14 protein-coding genes and 2 pseudogenes are annotated in these 16,636 nt (G+C 64.0%); 4 read left to right on the top strand and 12 right to left on the bottom strand.

What is annotated here, in order from left to right:
- Positions 1–164 precede the first annotated feature (164 nt).
- The 4 genes from F7Q96_RS02770 to F7Q96_RS02755 all read right to left on the bottom strand — a co-directional run bounded on the left by F7Q96_RS02770 (position 165) and on the right by F7Q96_RS02755 (position 6,665).
- On the bottom strand, positions 165–3,344 hold the full coding sequence (locus F7Q96_RS02770; protein ID WP_151022017.1) for an efflux RND transporter permease subunit: 3,180 nt from the start codon (positions 3,342–3,344) through the stop codon (positions 165–167).
- A 19-nt stretch (positions 3,345–3,363) separates the two neighbouring features.
- Positions 3,364–4,854, bottom strand: coding sequence for an efflux RND transporter periplasmic adaptor subunit (locus tag F7Q96_RS02765; RefSeq protein ID WP_151022015.1), 1,491 nt, complete (start codon positions 4,852–4,854; stop codon positions 3,364–3,366).
- Entirely contained in the window at positions 4,851–6,035 is a 1,185-nt protein-coding gene (locus F7Q96_RS02760) for a TolC family protein (protein ID WP_249041642.1), read from the bottom strand. Before F7Q96_RS02760 ends, F7Q96_RS02765 begins: the two co-directional genes overlap by 4 nt.
- 246 nt (positions 6,036–6,281) lie before the next feature.
- The gene (locus tag F7Q96_RS02755; RefSeq protein WP_151022012.1) at positions 6,282–6,665 is read right to left on the bottom strand and encodes a hypothetical protein; all 384 of its coding nucleotides are present in this window, start codon (positions 6,663–6,665) and stop codon (positions 6,282–6,284) included.
- Positions 6,666–6,778: 113 nt separating this feature from the next.
- Between F7Q96_RS02755 and F7Q96_RS02750 the strand changes: the two genes are divergently transcribed.
- The 3 genes and pseudogenes from F7Q96_RS02750 to F7Q96_RS02735 form a co-directional block, all read left to right on the top strand.
- Entirely contained in the window at positions 6,779–7,837 is a 1,059-nt protein-coding gene (locus F7Q96_RS02750) for a DMT family transporter (protein WP_151022010.1), read from the top strand.
- 358 nt (positions 7,838–8,195) lie between these two features.
- Entirely contained in the window at positions 8,196–8,624 is a 429-nt protein-coding gene (arsC, locus tag F7Q96_RS02740) for an arsenate reductase (glutaredoxin) (protein ID WP_282960275.1), read from the top strand.
- Positions 8,621–8,740, top strand: a pseudogene (locus tag F7Q96_RS02735) (arsenical resistance protein ArsH); the annotation flags it as partial. The gene arsC and the pseudogene F7Q96_RS02735, both read left to right, overlap by 4 nt.
- Before the next feature lie 154 nt (positions 8,741–8,894).
- Here the strand turns inward: F7Q96_RS02735 and merA are convergent.
- From merA to merT, 5 genes and pseudogenes are all read right to left on the bottom strand, one after another.
- Positions 8,895–10,583, bottom strand: a complete 1,689-nt coding sequence (gene merA / locus F7Q96_RS02730; RefSeq protein ID WP_151022006.1) for a mercury(II) reductase — start codon at positions 10,581–10,583, stop codon at positions 8,895–8,897.
- A 40-nt stretch (positions 10,584–10,623) separates the two neighbouring features.
- Positions 10,624–10,911 carry a MerC family mercury resistance protein gene (locus tag F7Q96_RS02725; RefSeq protein ID WP_425544987.1) on the bottom strand — a complete coding sequence of 96 codons (288 nt, stop codon included), beginning with the start codon at positions 10,909–10,911 and terminating at the stop codon, positions 10,624–10,626.
- A 19-nt stretch (positions 10,912–10,930) separates the two neighbouring features.
- A pseudogene (locus tag F7Q96_RS27555) lies at positions 10,931–10,984 on the bottom strand (organomercurial transporter MerC); the annotation flags it as partial.
- Between the two features lie 84 nt (positions 10,985–11,068).
- Positions 11,069–11,350, bottom strand: coding sequence for a mercury resistance system periplasmic binding protein MerP (merP, locus tag F7Q96_RS02720; protein ID WP_151022004.1), 282 nt, complete (start codon positions 11,348–11,350; stop codon positions 11,069–11,071).
- 13 nt (positions 11,351–11,363) lie between these two features.
- Positions 11,364–11,714 (bottom strand): mercuric ion transporter MerT, encoded by a 351-nt coding sequence (merT, locus tag F7Q96_RS02715; protein ID WP_151022002.1) that lies wholly within the window; start codon positions 11,712–11,714, stop codon positions 11,364–11,366.
- A gap of 71 nt (positions 11,715–11,785) precedes the next feature.
- Here merT and merR point away from each other — a divergent pair, with 71 nt between their 5' ends.
- Positions 11,786–12,211, top strand: coding sequence for an Hg(II)-responsive transcriptional regulator (gene merR, locus F7Q96_RS02710; RefSeq protein WP_151022000.1), 426 nt, complete (start codon positions 11,786–11,788; stop codon positions 12,209–12,211).
- A gap of 103 nt (positions 12,212–12,314) precedes the next feature.
- On the opposite strand, the gene tnpC is transcribed toward merR, so the two are convergent.
- From tnpC to F7Q96_RS02695, 3 genes are all read right to left on the bottom strand, one after another.
- The gene (gene tnpC / locus F7Q96_RS02705) at positions 12,315–12,659 is read right to left on the bottom strand and encodes a Tn3 family transposase post-transcriptional regulator TnpC (RefSeq protein WP_151021999.1); all 345 of its coding nucleotides are present in this window, start codon (positions 12,657–12,659) and stop codon (positions 12,315–12,317) included.
- On the bottom strand, positions 12,652–15,651 hold the full coding sequence (locus F7Q96_RS02700; RefSeq protein ID WP_151021997.1) for a Tn3 family transposase: 3,000 nt from the start codon (positions 15,649–15,651) through the stop codon (positions 12,652–12,654). The genes tnpC and F7Q96_RS02700 overlap by 8 nt, the downstream gene beginning before the upstream one ends.
- Positions 15,652–15,767: 116 nt before the next feature.
- Positions 15,768–16,493: a Bug family tripartite tricarboxylate transporter substrate binding protein gene (locus F7Q96_RS02695; protein ID WP_249041641.1), complete on the bottom strand. Its 726-nt coding sequence runs from the start codon at positions 16,491–16,493 to the stop codon at positions 15,768–15,770.
- Positions 16,494–16,636 lie beyond the last annotated feature (143 nt).

Here is a 16,636-nt window from a genome sequence, read left to right as displayed (position 1 = left end):
CCTGTCGCTGGGCTGTCGTCTGCGCCATCCTGCACTCCTTCGTCATGGTTACCCGGTAACGTCCCGTATTGCGTACGTTACTGGGTAACGGCTCGACTCAACAAGGTGTGCTGGATTTAGCGGTTACGGTTCTATGCCGGCTCCCGGACCATAGCACGTGGGGCCTAATCTCCCACACCCCCCAAAGGTGGCGCAATTCCACGGGCAAGACGCTCTGTTTGCGAGCGTTCTTCCGCCTCGTTCCGATACGCCCATCTGTAGAGCAATGGCAGGACAAGCAGGGTCAGGAACGTCGATGACAGGATGCCGCCAATGACGACAGTGGCGAGCGGACGTTGCACCTCGGCCCCCGCACCAGTGGCGATCGCCATCGGTACAAAGCCCAACGAAGCCACGAGCGCGGTGCACAACACCGGCCGCAGGCGAAGCAACGCGCCATCCCTGACCGCTTCGTCAAGTGGCGTCCCCTCGGCTCGGAGCTGGCGGACAAAAGAGACCATCACCAGACCGTTGAGCACCGCCACCCCGGACAGCGCGACGAAGCCCACGCCAGCGGAGATGGAGAAGGGAATGTCGCGCAGCCACAGGGCAATGACACCCCCCGTCAATGCAAACGGCACGCCGGTAAATACCAACAGGCCATCCTTGACGCTTGTAAACATGCTGTACAGCAGCAGGAAGATCAGGCCAAGGGCGACGGGGACCACGATCCTGAGCCGGTTGGCAGCGGACTCCAGCCGCTCGAACTGACCGCCCCAGCTAGACCAATAGCCTGCAGGCAACTTGATGCCGCTGGCAATCTTCGCTTGCGCCTCGAGGACGAACGAGCCCAGGTCCCTGCCGCGAACGTTTGCCGCCACGACCACCCGGCGCTTGCCGTTCTCGCGGCTTAACTGGTTGGGACCTTGTGTCACGTCCAGCGTGGCTACCTCCCCAAGCAACACATAGCGCGCCGCTCCGCCCGGCACGGGAAGCGGCAGCATGCGCAATTTGTCGGGGTCGGAGCGAACATGCTCCTGAAGGCGCACGACAATATCGAAGCGCCGGTCGCCCTCGAACAAGGTGCCGCTTTCCTGCCCACCGATGGCTGCGTTCACCACCCGCTGTGCGCAGGCCAGGGAAATACCGTAGCGCGCGAGCTTTTGCCGGTCAAAGTTCACCGACAACACAGGCAAGCCCGTCAGTTGCTCAGCTTTGACATCAGCGGCGCCCGGCACGGATTCGAGCAACGCTTCAGCGCGCTTGCCCAGGCTCTCCAGGGTCTCCATGTCATCGCCAAAAATCTTGAACGCCACGTCGGCACGCACGCCTGACAGGAGTTCATTGAATCGCATCTGGATTGGCTGGGTGAACTCATAGTTGTTCCCAGGAATTTTGGCAACAGCCTGCTCCATTTCCGCAACCAGTGTCTCCTTGCGCTTGCGCGGGTCCGGCCACTCGGATGACGGCTTCATGATGACGAAGTTATCGGCCACACTTGGCGGCACCGGGTCGGTCGCGATCTCGGCCGTCCCGATCTTGGCAAAGACGCGATCCACCTCCGGAAACGCCTTGATGCGCTTTTCCAGCGCCTCCTGCATTTGTATCGCCTGTGACAGGCTGGTGCCCGGAATCCGCAGGGCATGCAGGGCAATGTCCCCTTCGTTCAGGCTGGGAATAAACTCCGAGCCCATCCTTGCCGCCAGCATTCCACTTCCGGCAAGGATGGCGCCGGCGATCCCGAGGGTGAGAACTGGCTTGCCCAATGCGCGATCGAGCTGCCGGGCATAGAAACGCTTGATCGCGGCGTAGGCCCTGCCTTCGCTCTCCTTGATGCTCCCGGTCAGGCACATGGCGATGGCGGCAGGCACGAAAACCACCGACAGAATGATGGCGCCGACGAGCGCCAACACCACCGTGAGCGCCATCGGATGGAACATCTTTCCTTCGACGCCGGACAAGGCAAAGATAGGCAGGTAGACCACCATGATGATGAGCTGCCCGTAGAGAATGGGCTTGCGCGCCTCGCGAGAAGACTTGAACACCAGGGCAAAGCGCTCGTCGCGGGTCAATGGACGCCCCAGTCGGTGCTGCTCGTCCGCGAGGTGCCGGATGCAGTTCTCGACGATGACGATGGCACCGTCGATGATGATGCCGAAATCGAGCGCCCCGAGGCTCATCAGGTTGGCGCTGATGCCGTTGCTCGCCATGCCGGTAATCGTGAACAGCATGGAGAGCGGAATCACCATTGCGGTGATGAGCGCGGCGCGCAGGTTGCCGAGCAGTACGAAGAGCACGGCGATGACGAGCGCGGCCCCCTCAAGCAGATTCTTGCTGACGGTATTGATCGTGCGGTCCACCAGGGTGGTCCGGTCGTACACGGGTTCCGCGACTATGCCGCTGGGCAGGCTGGCATTGATTTCCTGAAGCCGGGCGGCGGCGGCGGACGAAACAGTGCGGCTGTTCTCGCCAATCAGCATGAAGACCGTTCCCAGCACCACTTCCTGACCGTTTTCCGTAGCCGCACCGTTGCGCAGCTCCTGGCCCAGGTGCACCGTGGCGACATCGCCGATGCGAATAGGCGTGCTGCCGCGGGTTTCGATGACGATGGCCGATAGGTCATCCAGCGACGTCACCTGACCGGGCGAGCGAACCAGGTATTGTTCGCCTTGACGTTCGATGTATCCCGCGCCGACGTTGGCGTTGTTCTCCGCGAGTGCACGCGAGACGTCCGAAAGGGTCAGGCCAAATCCGGCCAGCTTTGTCAGGTCAGGGGTCACGTGGAACTGTTTGACAAAGCCACCAACGGAGTTCACCTCGGTGACACCCTTTACCGTGCGCAACTGCGGCCGGATGATCCAGTCCTGGACCTCGCGCAAATCGGTCGGGGTATAGGCGGAACCGTCCTCCTTGTGTGCTCCGGGGCGAGCCTTCACCGTGTACATGAAGATTTCGCCCAGGCCGGTCGCGATCGGCCCCATCGCCGGGGTGACGCCGGCCGGCAGCCGCTCACGGGCCTCGGTTATCCGCTCGTTGACGAGCTGTCTGGCGAAATAGATGTCAGTACCGTCCTTGAAGGTCACGGTCACCTGTGACAGCCCGTAGCGCGAGACCGAGCGCGTGGCCTCAAGACTCGGCAGGCCAGCCATCACCGTCTCAATCGGGAAGGTGATGCGCTGCTCGACCTCTAGTGGTGAATATCCCTCCGCGCGCGTGTTGATCTGCACCTGCACATTGGTGATATCAGGCACCGCGTCGATAGGCAACCTGAAGAGGCTTGCGATGCCGACCAGGACCAGGGCGAGGACGCCCAGCATCACAAGCCAGCGGCGCTGGATGGAGAATTGAAGCAATCTGTCGAACATGGCTGGGACTCCCGTGGCCTCAGTGGTCGTGCGTCGCGCCGGCCTTGCCGAGCTCGGCTTTCACGGTGAAGCTGTTGCCGGCCGCATACTTCTCGCCGGCTGACAGGCCCTCAATCACTTCGACCATCTTCCCGTCACTACGCCCAAGCTCGAGCGGGCGGGCTTCAAGGTATTGCCCGTACCGGCCAAACACGACTTTCCAGTCACGCACCGTCTGGATCGCACTCTTGTCCACCGCGACGGCGACTTCCTGCTCGTCGGTGGTTAGCACAGCATTGACCAGAGTGCCCGGACGCCACGTACCCTCGCGATTGGGAAGGACAATGCGCGCCATGGCCGTGCGCGTCTGCTCGCCGGCGACCGCGCTGACTGCGTCTACCTTCCCCTGCGCCTCGGTCTCGCCGTCGCTCGCCTTGATGACGACAGCCTGGCCGGGGCGCACGGCGGCCATGTTCTTCGGATAGATGGGCAACTCGACCCAGACCGTGGAAGTGTCCGCGACTGACATCAGGACGGTGCCGGCGTCGATGGCCTGGCCCGGCGCTACTGACTTCCCCGTGACCACGCCATCAATGGGGGCGCGCAGCTCGACGCGGGCGACATTGGAGCCGCCGCCGGCGGTCACGCGCATCGCCTCCAGCTTGCGTGCAGCGGCGTTTGCGGAGATCTGGGCTTCGCGATAGGCTTGCCGCGCGGCGAGCACGTCCTGTTCCGGCGAAATGCGCTCGGCAAAGAGCTTTTCTTCCCGCTCGAGTGTTCGCCGATACAGCTCCGCCTTGTCTCGGGCGACGGCGAGCGCGCTACGCAGGTCGCCGACTTCAGGGCTTTCCACAACTGCCAGAATGTCGCCACGCTTGACGTGCGTCCCTTCCCCAACTGGCGCCGCGACCACGGTTCCATTGAACTGCTGCAGCAGCGGGACGAAGCGGTCGCTATTGGGCTTGATCGCGCCGGGCAGCTCAAGGACGGAACGAATGCGGACTGGCCCCGCGGTCAGTACATTGACGCCCGCCTCCTTCAACTGCGCGTCGCCCATCTCGACCCGCGCTTCGACCTGCGCGTATCGCCAGCGCGACGTCTTGCCATTGTGGTCGGCGGACACGGTCACATCGAACGAGTGCGGCTCGACCACGGTCTTGTCGCCACGCAGGTAGTCTCGCTCGGCATGGAAAGCGATGGGCTCGGCCAGCCGGCCCAGGCGTTGCAGCGAGATCGCCGCTTGCGAAGCCTTGGGCGGTAGCGGCTTGCCGTTCTCATACAGATAGAGCCGGAACTGTGGAGGGACGCCTTGCTCGAAGATCGTCACTTCGACCTGGAACGGCCCATCCTCGAGCAGGCGCCCGCCGTGAGGGCCGCGTTTGGCCGTTTCCGCGGTGGGCGCGTCGGAGCCGTGGGAGTCTTGAGCGGATTGAGGCGAGCTGCCAGCATTGCGGTGTCCGAGTTGAAAGCCGGCAAAGGAGCCGACGAGGAGCGTCGCCACAGCCAGTGCGACAGCGGATTTGGTGTTCATGGTTGCGCTCCCGGGTTGGCAGCCGGGCTACCGGCAAATTCAAGGATTTCGTTCTTCAGACGCTCGTACCGCGCGGCGGCGGCGATGTACTGAGCTTCGTTGCGGAAGTGGGCACGCTGCGCGTCCAGTGCTTCCAGGTAGGAAAACTTGCCGAACTCATAGCCTTTCATGACCGCACGGGCCGTTTCACGCGAGGCGGGAAGTACCTCCTCGCGCAGGGTCTTGAGTTCATTGGCCGCCAGCGCGATGCCGTCAGACAGCTCGAGCGCTCTGAGCTGCAACTGGTCACGTGTGGCATTGGCTTCCAGGCGGGCCCGGTCTACCTGCTGGGTTGCCTCATAGATATTTCCCTGGTTCCGGTCAAACAGCGGCAAGGGGATGCCGACGGATAGCATTAATGTATTCCGCGCAGTGGGCTGGCCAAACGTGGGGGCCTGATGAACCCGCTTGACGCCTGCGGCAACCGTGACGTCACCGACCCGGCGAGCACGCTCCAGCTCAAGCCGCGCCTCTTGCTCGCGGATGGCTTGCTGCCGCGCCTGATATTCCGGGCGCTGCGACAAGGCGTTCAAAACGATCTGGCGATTTGGGAACGCTGCCTCCTCGCCAAATGGCCCGCTGACCGTGGTGAAATCCGGCGCATCGGTGCGGGCCCAGAAGCTGGCCAGACGCCTGCGGGGCAGCGCAGTCCGTTGCCTCGCGTCCTGCGCCTCGATGAGAGCGCCTCCTGCATCCGAACCGACTTTCTCCCGCTCGATCGGCGACACCTTGCCCGCATCCACGCGGCGGCCAACTGCACTCCGGAAAGACTCGATGATCTCCAGCTTCTGGCCCGCCAGGCGCTCCAGCGCCTCGGCCTCCTGCAGCGATACGAAGGCGCTGGCAACCATGATGCGCAGCTCGCTGCGCCTGGCCGCCAGGGTAGCGCTGGTCCGGTCCCTGCCTGCCTCGGCCAGGGCGGTACGGGCCCGTCGCTTTCCGCTTACGTCAATGGGCTGAATCAGACGGATCGCCTCAGTGCGGTTGTCGCTGCGCAACTCGTCGCCCTCCAGGGAGAGCTCGGGATTCACGTAGGCCCCGGCCTGGCGAACCGTGCCATCCCAGGCAAGCCGCTCCTTCTCTGCGGCGAGGAGTGAAGGATTCGCTGCCAGCGCGCGGCTTTGCGCGGCTTGCAGCGTCAATGCGGGTTGTGCGGAAACCGAGGCTGCGGGTGCGGCAGCGCCGATGCCGGCATCAGACGGCTGGGCATGCGAAGCGCATGGCAGGAGCGTCAGGAGAAACGCTGCTGCCGTTGCCGCGCGCCGGCCGCGTGGGCACGGAAATGCGACCATGTCGGAACTCGTTAAGCGACAGGAATAGGCCGCCGACGTGGGCAAGCCGCGTCAGCAGATAAGTGGGGGCGGCGCAGGAAGAAGCGCTTGGCGGGGTCAGACTCGGGGCGGCTTGAAGGGAAGACCAGGAGGCTGGTCGGTCGGGGCGTCTGCCGCGGTATGCGATGGCGGTGTCCCCGTGCGCTCCACAATCACCAGGGGCGCATGCCGATGCAGCGTGGCAGGCAGTTGGGCGAAGGCATGCAGTGCGCCATGGGGAATGCCGGAATCGTCGTCATGATCGGGCACGGCAAATTCAGCGGCAAGTTGCTCACCAACGTCTGCCTTGCCATCCAGCCCGGCAGCGCCGTGCGCATGCTCCAGTGCGTGCTCCATTTCGTGGTGGAGCCATGCCGGCGCCGCAGCCAAGGTCGCGCCGCAGTTCAGAACGAACAGCAGCGTGACCAGACGGACGACGAAGCGGGAGACAAGGCGTTGCACGAACCAGCCAGCGGTGCCGCGGGGAGGCCGCTGCACTCGCAATATGGATAACAGGCAAGTATTCTCCGCAAACGCGCGACAATAGGCAACCATTCCCCCATGACATTGCTGACATGTCCGTTCGTTCCGCCGCCCCGGCGCTCGCTGCCGCACTCCTGTTCGGCGCAAGCACGCCGCTGGCCAAGACCCTCATGGGTTCAGTCTCGCCGCTGTTGCTGGCGGGACTGTTGTACCTGGGTAGCGGCCTGGGCCTGGGCGGCTTCCTGCTACTGAGAAAGCTCACGCGGAAGGCCGACAGCCGGACCCCGCCGCAACCGCCGATTCCGCGTCACGAAATTCCGTGGCTTTTGGGAGCGATCCTGGCTGGCGGAGTGGCCGGCCCGGCACTTCTGATGACGGGGCTCGCGGTGACCAGCGCAGCATCCGCCTCGCTCCTGTTGAATGTGGAGGGCGTTTTCACGACGCTCATCGCCTGGATCGTGTTCAAGGAGAACGCCGATCGGCAAATTGTGCTTGGCATGATTGCCATCGTTGCCGGGGGCATTCTCCTTTCCTGGCAACCGGACGCCGCTACCTTGTCCCCAGGTGCGCTGCTCATTGTTGCCGCCTGCGGATGCTGGGCGGTCGACAATAATCTCACCCGGAAGGTGTCATCGAATGACGCTGTCCTCATCGCCTGTCTGAAGGGCCTGGTCGCGGGCGCATGCAATACGGGATTCGCACTGGTTGCAGGCAGCACGCTCCCTGGGGCGTTCCCTTTCGCTTCGGCGATGGTGATCGGCTTTGCCGGCTATGGCGTGAGCCTGGCACTGTTTGTGATCGCGCTTCGTCATCTTGGGACGGCCAGGACAGGCGCCTATTTCTCAGTGGCCCCCTTGTTCGGTTTGGTGATCTCCTTCCTTTTGTGGCCGGAGATACCGAATGTCCTGTTCTGGCTCGCTGCGGCGCTGATGACCCTGGGCGTATGGGTGCATCTCCGGGAGCGTCACGAACATGAGCACACCCATGAGCCAATGGAACACACGCATGCTCATCGCCACGATGAGCATCACCGGCATGAGCATGACTTTCCGTGGGATGGGAAGGAGCCACATGTGCACACCCACTGGCATGCCCCCCTCGTCCACAAGCATCCCCACTACCCGGACATTCATCACAGGCATTCGCACTGACATAGCAGAGACCAACGTCGGCCAATAGGGAAGAAAACACGGAGGGTAGTGTTCGCGGCTATGCCTTGCACCAATTGGTCTCTATTCCTGCACGGCCAGTGCGTGGTGGGCGGGCCCAGCACTCGTCGCGCCACAGATGCAGGTGACCAAGCGGCGACAGCCTTCGTCGCCAGGGCGAAGCGTCTCCAACCGCCGTAGAGTTTGCACGGCGCGCTTGAGCAGCAGGATCCAGTCATCCAGTACTTGATGCTGCACCGACTGCTGGAGCCGCGCGTAGTGCCGCGCGGCCATCCCAACGTCATCGAAGCATCCGGCGACCACCAGGTGGACTAACCTACTCTGACCGGCACCATTTTTTATCCATGTCCGTCACCTCTATCACAACCCTGCGTGTGGCACATCGCGCAACACTCTCGCCATGATTCGCAATGCGGGCATCGAGCCAGCGGTCATCGAGTATCTTGTCACTCCACCGGATCGTGCTACGTTGCAGCGCATGATCCAGGATGCAGGCCTGACTGTGCGCGAGGTCATTCGGGAGAAAGGCACGCCCTATGCGGAGCTTGGCCTGGCCGATCCCTCCCTGACGGATGACCAGCTGCTAGACGCGATCTTGTCCGCCCCCATCCTGATCAATCGCCCGCTTGTGGTCACGGAGCTGGGAGTACGGCTATGCCGCCCGTCGGAGATCGTCCTCGACATCCTGCCCGCGCCGCAGCGAAGCGCGTTCAACAAGGAAGACGGCGAGGTGGTTATCGACGCGCAGGGCCGGAGGGTCAACAAATGAGCGTGGATCTGCCCTATATCGTGCCAGCTGCGCTGGATACTCCGGACCTGTACAAGCTCGAACCGGCACGCGTCAGTGGCCACCCGCCGCGAATTCTGTTGCTTTATGGGTCGCTGCCCGGCATCCCCGCCAGCTGATGCCCCTGGCTCGGTGTTAGCCATCCAAACACACCGCGATGACGCCGCCGCGAAAACCTGGAGGTCGGCGCCGCTGGCGCACGATTCGAATCGCGCGCTTGGCATCTGCCCCGTTCGGAGTCCCCCTTTCTCGTTATCCGGCACAACAGGATAGCTGGCTCACGTCTTTACTGAACGTCTGTGCGGCCAGCTTCAGTCCCTCGACCATCGTCAGGTAAGGAAATAACTGGTCGGCTAGTTCCTGCACGGTCATCCGGGCCCGAATCGCCAGTGCCGCTGTTTGGATCAATTCCCCCGCTTCCGGTGCCACTGCCTGCACGCCGATCAAGCGGTTCGATCCTGCCTCGGCGACCAGCTTGATGAAGCCGCGCGTGTCGAAGTTGGCCAACGCGCGCGGCACGTTGTCCAGCGTCAACAACCGGCTATCGGTCTCGATGCCGTCGTGGTGCGCTTCCGCCTCGCTGTAGCCAACCGTGGCGACCTGTGGGTCGGTGAACACCACCGCCGGCGCGGCGCTCAGATCAAGCGCGGCATCGCCTCCGGTCATATTGATCGCCGCGCGGGTGCCGGCCGCCGCGGCCACGTAAACGAATTGCGGCTGGTCGGTGCAGTCGCCGGCGGCGTAGATGTGCGGCGCCGTGGTGCGCATGGCATGGTCGATGACGATGGCGCCCTGCGCGTTGACCGTCACGCCCGCCGCCTCCAATGCCAGCGCACGCGTGTTGGGCGCGCGGCCGGTGGCGACCAGCAGTTGGTCGGCACGGATTTCGCCGTGACCGGTGGTGAGCACGAATTCGCCATCCGCGTAGGCCACTTGGCTGGCCTGCGTGTGTTCCAGCACCGTGATGTCCTCCTCGGCGCGGAAGGCGGCCGTGACGGCCTCGCCTATCGCCGGGTCCTCGCGAAAGAACAGCGTGCTGCGTGCCAGGATCGTGACCTGGCTGCCGAGCCGGGCGAAGGCCTGCGCCAGCTCCACGGCCACCACCGACGAGCCGATCACGGCCAACCGCTTCGGCAGGGTGTCGCTGGCCAGCGCCTCGTTCGAGGTCCAGTAGGGGGTGCCCTTCAGGCCGGGGATCGGCGGCACGGCCGCGCTCGCGCCAGTGGCGATCAGGCAGCGGTCAAACGCCACCTCGCGCTCGCCGCCTTCGGCCAGCCGCACGCTCAGGGCATGCCCGTTCTGGAAGCGGGCCTCGCCGCGCAGCACCGTGATGGCCGGCGTGCTTGCCAGGATGCCCTCATACTTGGCGTGGCGCAGCTCATCGACACGCCCCTGCTGCTGGGCCAGCAGGCGCTCGCGCAGGATCGCCGGTGGCGTGGCCGGGATGCCCCCGTCGAACGGGCTTTCGCGGCGCAGATGAGCGATGTGGGCCGCGCGGATCATGATCTTGGACGGCACGCAGCCGACATTGACGCAGGTGCCGCCGATGGTGCCGCGCTCGATCAGGGTCACCTGCGCGCCTTGCTCGACGGCCTTGAGCGCCGCCGCCATCGCGGCGCCGCCGCTGCCGATGACGGCGATGCGCAGCGCGCTGCCTTCGCCTGCGGATTTCTCACCGCTGGCCAGCCAGCCCAACGCCTTGTCGAGCAGGCTGCCGCGCTTTTCCGCCGGCGGGGCCGCGGCGAGCATGACCCGGTAGCCGAGGCCGGCCACGGCAGCGGTCAACGAATCCGGCGACGTGCCGGGGTCGGTAGCGATTTGCGCCGTCCCCTTCGGGTAGGACACGAGCGCCGACCGCACGCCCGGCACCTTCTCCAAGGCATCCTTGACGTGGACGGCGCACGAGTCGCATGTCATTCCAGTGATCTTCAAGTGGGTCATACTACAGTTCCTATGTTCACTTCGGCAGCGGCCAACGCGGTCAGCCGCGCTTGGCCGGGGGTTCACAGGCGTCCGGTGCGCCGCAGCGCTTTGCCGGCGAGACGAAGTCCCAGATCGATACCCCGACCATGAAGGCCAGGCCGACATAGAGCAGCGCCTCGCTGCGCCAGCCAACCGTCAAATACGCCGCGGCCAGCACCAGCAGTGGGCCGATCACGCCGAGCGCAGTCCGTTGCCACTGCCGATGGTTGAGCCAGGCGGTCGCATTGGCGAGCAGTGCAATCCCCGGCGAACGCGGGCAGCAAGATGCGAATGAACAGTCCTTCATACTGGCTCAGAAAGCCCAGGCCAATGGCCGCGCCCAAGCTGGCGATAGCAGGAAAACAACTCGCGCACCCCATCGCCGAGACGACGCTGCCGAGGGCACCGCCTTGTTGACCAGGCGCATGATCAGTCCCACGGCGTCGCTCCCTCGCACCCATGGCTTACTGCTTGACGCTGGACGGATAGCCCGCGTTCTCGGTCGCCTTGGTCAGCTTCTGCACGCTGGTCTTGGCATCATCGAAGATGACGACGGCCTCGCGCTTCTCGAAACTCACACTGGTCTTACTGACGCCGTCGACCTTGGAGAGCGCTTTCTTGACCGTGATCGGGCAGGTTTCGCAAGTCATGCCCGGCACAGACAGCGTGACGGTTTGCATGGCGGCCCACGCCGGGGCGACGGCGCCGACCAGGGCCAGGGCGAGGGCGGCAAACAGCTTCTTCATGGCGAACTCCTGATCAGTAGAAAAATGGCATGACGTAGGGAAATCCGAGCGCAACCAGAACCAGCAGGGCGACGGCCCAGAAAATGAGCTTGTAGGTGGCGCGTACCTGCGGGATGGCACAGGCCCCGCCCGGCTTGCAGACTTGCGCGGGGCGGAAAATGCGCCGCCAGCCGAGGAACAGTGCCACCAGCGCCGTGCCGATAAACAGGGGTCGATATGGCTCCAGCGCGGTCAGGTTACCGATCCAGGCCCCACTGAAACCGAGGGCCACCAGAACCAGCGGCCCTAGACAGCACGTGGAGGCTAAAATGGCGGCCAGTCCCCCGGCAAAGAGGGCACTGCGCCCGTGTTGCGGTTTCGACATGCGCTTGATCTTTCGAATCGGGAAGGGATAACGTAAGCTTACTTCCGTAGTTTTGTACGGAGTCAAGCGGGATGGATCGCAGTTTGGAGAATTTGACCATCGGCGCCTTCGCCAAGGCGGCCGAGGTCAATGTGGAAACCATTCGGTTTTACCAGCGCAAGGGGTTGCTGCCGGAGCCGGACAAGCTTTATGGCAGCATCCGCCGCTATGGCGAAGCGGATGTGACGCGCGTGCGGTTCGTGAAAGCGGCCCAACGGCTGGGCTTTACCCTGGACGAGATCGCAGAACTGCTCCGGTTGGAGGATGGCACCCATTGCGAGGAGGCCGGTAGCCTGGCCGAGCGCAAGCTCAACGACGTGCGCGCAAAGCTGGCCGACCTGAGACGCATGGAGGCCGTGCTGTCCGAGCTGGTGTGCGCCTGCCATGCCCGTCAAGGCAACGTATCCTGCCCGCTGATCGCAGCGCTGCAAGGGGGAAAAGCACACCAAAGGGCCTAGTGAACGCGGCTACGCTGCCACGGCTCGTTCCGGCTTCTGTTCTGCTGCTTCGTCGCGGCCGGCCTCACATGCGCCGTCTCGATAGGCAGGCGAGCTGGCCGGGTCAGCCATCGTCGCGGGGGCGAAGCGGCTCCAGCGGGCGCAGCGCTTGCACGGCGCGCTTGAGCAGCAGAATCCAGTCGTCCAGTTCCTCAATGATGGCCTCGGCCTGGTCCACGAGGGTCGGGCCAGTGGGCGAACACGACAACGCGGCACCGTTGATCACGGTGTGCGCCATGCCGTGTAAGCGCAGCAGATCGTCGCGCAAGCCGGCCGGCTCACAGCAACGCGCGCGGATCGCATCGAGTTGGTCCACCACGCGCAGGATGGTGGTCGTGTCGAACGTGTCTCGAAGCGCTTGCAACGCCTCGGCGTCGACCCTGCCGTAAGGGGTATCGGTGTCAGGCATGACGAGGCTTGCGGGCGGAATGGGCGGGAGCGGCAAAGAGGCTGTCGCGAATCCAAGCTTCCGGCACCCGCTCCAGGTTGAGTTTATAGTCGCCGAAGCGTTTGATGTTGCTGGTGAGGTAGGGGCTCAGGAAGCCAATGTCGGCCACGTCGACCTTGATCCCTTCCTTCACCATGGCGCGCAGGGCCTGCATCATGTCCGCCGTGTTCTGCAGAATCACGGCCGAGGCGATCAGGTCGTTGTAGCGCAGGCGCTTCTGCTGTTCGTCGGGGTCGTTTTCGGCCAGCACGTCACCGCCGAACGAGAACCATTTGGCAAAGCCATTGTAGGACTCGATCTTGTTGGTAGTGGCGGTGATCTCCTGGCGGAGTTCGCGGCTGCCAATCCATTCGAGCAGGAACGCCGTGCGCACGACCTTGCCGAGTTCCTGCGCCGCCAGAAACAGGCGGTTGCGGCGGCTTTCCGAGCCGAACCTGCGCAGCAGAAGCGGCGAGGAGATTGTCCCGGCCTGGATCGACAGCGCCACCTGCATCAGGTCCTGCCAGTGGAAGGCGATCAGGTCCCAGTCCACGGTGTCCGAGAACAGCCGGTCGATGTGCTTGTATTTGGTATCGGCATCGGCACGGTAAAGCTTCAGATCCTGCCAGTTGCGGATGCGCGGCATCAGCTTGATGCCCAGCAGATGCGTGAAGGCGAACACCGCGGCCGACTGGCCCTGGGTGTCGGCGTGCACGGTGTCGGCCTCGACGCTCAAGCCGGCCTTGAGCAGACCCTCGATCACGTAGATGGCTTCCCACACGCCGGGCGGAATGAAATGCCGGAACACCGCGATGTAGTTGTCGGCCACGTGCCGGTAGGCCACCGCGCCCATCTTGCGGTAGCGGAAGTGGTAGCCGGCCAGCAGATTATTGTCGTAGAAGTCGTACTGGGTGCCGTCAGCCGCGACGGTCTTGCCATCCCCCCAGTGCTTGGGCAGGTCGAGCCGCAGATACAGCTCGATCAATTCCCGCTGCGCGGTTTCGAGACGCTCCAGGCTCAGATGCCGGCGGTTGACGAACGACATCATGTGCGGCGTGACCCGATCCCCCATATGGCGGGCGGCCTGGGTGGGCCCCAGGTTGCAGCCCATGGCGAAGATGGTCAGCAGGTAGCGTTCGGCCGCATGGCGGATCTTGGGGTCGCTGCCGGAGAGGGGGCCGAAGTGCCGCGTGAAGTGGGTCCAGTGCTCGATGTTGGCCAGCACGTCCAGCAGATTGCGTGTCGGCATGCGCCGGAGCAGCGCCTGTTGCAGGGTGATCGCGCTGGCCGGGATCTCCCTGGCGATCGTCCGCTTGAGCACGGGTTCGCCGTCCTGGCCGATGGTGACGTGCTGGCGCTTGTCGGGAAAACTGGCATCCAGCCTACGCGCCGTGTCGGCCAGCCATTGGCGTAGATGCGCCACAAAGTCCTGCGCGTTGGCCGGCATGTCCAGCTTGGCGCAGTATTCGGGCAGACGCCGTTCGCATTCGCGCCAGGGCAGCAGGTGAGCACGGTAATCAGCAAAGGCATCTGACCCCACCACGCACAAGTCGCCGGAACGCAACTCGTTGACCATATGCGAGAGCACGCACAGTTCCAGGTAGCGCCGGTTGGTGGGGGCGCCCTGGTCGTGGGGGCGGCGCACCAGCTTGCGCCAGCGCTCCGAGGCGAAGCTCACATCGACGTCGGCGGCAATCCATTCGCGATGCAGGGATTCATTGTCCAGCACCACCGCAAGTGCCGCCAGCAGCGTGCGCGACTGGCTGGTCGACTCCCATTCCAGCACCTGCGCCAGGCGCAGCATCACGGAGCGGTGCGCGCGGAAATGCCGCCATAGCAGCGGCAGGTAGTTGTTGCCGCTGAAGGCCCGCACCTCGGCGCAGCTCTCGCGCAGCGGCTCCAGATCGCCGGACGGCGCGAGGAAGCGGCGCACCTGCCGGCCGATCAGCGCGTCGTCCTGGCCGTCGGCGACGATATCGACCACGCCGTCGAGCAAGGTGACCAGCTTCTCCATCTGCGCGCGCTGACGGGACTGGATGCGCTCCATCTCGTCGCGCGCCCGCTTGTGGATGGCGCCCATGCGACGGATGAACATCTCCGCGAGATCGTCGCGGGTACGCACGCGCATATGGTTGAGCAAGGCGACGATCAGCGTGTAGCGCTTTTCAGGCAAGATCTCCCGTAGATTGGCCGCGTCCAGGCTCATGGCCTGGCTGGCCAGCGAGCGCAGCTTCGAGGCTGGCACGCCGGCAATTGCGCGAGAGAAATCGCCAAGACCGTCCAGTAAGGTCAGGTGTTCTATGAGTAGGTTGAGATGCTTGCGTGATGGACGGCGCGCGTGGCGCTTGATGTTGTTGTAGGCGGTCAGGCGGTTGGTGAATTCCCGGGTGAGAAGCCGGTCCAGCCGCTGCCGTTCCTCGTCCGACAAGCGCCTTGCGACGCTTCGAAACAGCGCGGTCTGCGTGCGGGTGTGAATCTGCTCGGCAATGTTGTCCAGGGTGGAGAACGCTGGCAGCTCGACTTGGTGCAGGATCAGCGCATCGATGGTGGCGTTGATGATGTCCACCTGCTGGTCCATCGTTTCCGCGGCTTCGCGCGCGGCGCGGATCGTGACCTCGTTGGCATCGGTGCCAATGTAGGGCTGGACGCCGAGAAATGCGCGTACCGCCGTGTAATGCCGGTACAGCGTGGGGGATAGCTTGCGGTCATAGCCAAATGCGGCATCTGGCGCCAGACCAGCGCTGGCGCGCACGTGGTCAATCACGACGACGGGAATGCTGTCCAGGTTGGGGAAGTAATGCAGTTGCTGGAAGACCTTCAGCAGCACCAGCAAGCCAAGTCGCGGCACTTGTCCACGTGTTGAGCGGGTGGCCCACTCCAGTTCCTCGGCATCCGGCGTGTAACACGCCTGTAGCTCCTTAGTGGAGAAAACCTTCGGGAAACGCGGGTAGGCGGTACGCTCGACGGTGGCCATACAGGATCTCGACAATCTCTGAAGGGCCAGCCAGTCTAGCCGAGGACGATGGCAAAGTTCTAGACCAAAGTTATAACTAAAGGGAATGTTTCTTCTTGTTTATATAACCCAGCGGCTTATGATAGCCGATTGCCCGAATCTTGGCATGACCCCATCTTCGCCTTGCCGGTCTTCAGCGCCGCCATCGCGACCGGCACCGAGCCGAACACCATGTCGACGTTGCCGGCGTAGAGGTCGTTCATCGCGGGGCCGTTGCCCTTGTAGGGAATGTGCAGCAGGTCGATGCCGCCGAGCTTTTCCATCAGCGCGCCCGACACATGCAGCGTGGTGCCATTGCCCGAGGAGCCGTAGGTATAGGCGCCGGGCTTCTGTTTCGCACCTGCCAGCAGCTCCTTGACGTTGTTGAACGGCAGTCCCGTCCTGACCATCAGCACGTTGGCCGCTTCGGCGACCAGCGACACCGGGGCGAGCCCCGTGCGCGGGTCGTAGGGCATCTTGCGGGTCAGCGCCGGCATGATGGTCTGCGCGCCAGCGCTGCCGAGCAGCAGCGTGTAGCCGTCGGGCGTCGCCTTGGCGACCATGTCTGAGCCGATCAGGCCGCCGGCGCCGCCACGGTTCTCCACCACGACGGATTGCCCCATGCCTTGCTGCAGTTCCTTGGCCAGGATGCGGGCGATGGTGTCGTTCGCCCCGCCCGCCGCGAAGGCCACGACCATGCGGATCGGCTTGGACGGGTACTTGTCCGCGGCGACAGCCAGCGATGGCATCGCGCACAATGCGGCGACGGCGAACAAGGTACGGCGGCGAACAGGGTTGCGAACGGGCTTGCGAACGGCGGGCATGGCAGGTTTCTCCTCTTATGGTCGTCCGATGTTACTGGCCCCCTCAGATAAAGAAAATTAAGACTTTATTTGCCGTCTCAAAAGAAAAACTTAAGGCCAGTGCCCGCCCAAAAACCGGGCACGCAACGGCTCGCCCTCAGTCA

Source organism: Cupriavidus gilardii, assembly GCF_008801915.1.
GTDB lineage: Bacteria > Pseudomonadota > Gammaproteobacteria > Burkholderiales > Burkholderiaceae > Cupriavidus > Cupriavidus gilardii.
Note: the sequence above shows the minus strand (reverse complement) of the source record. Positions and strands in the feature narration are given on the sequence as shown.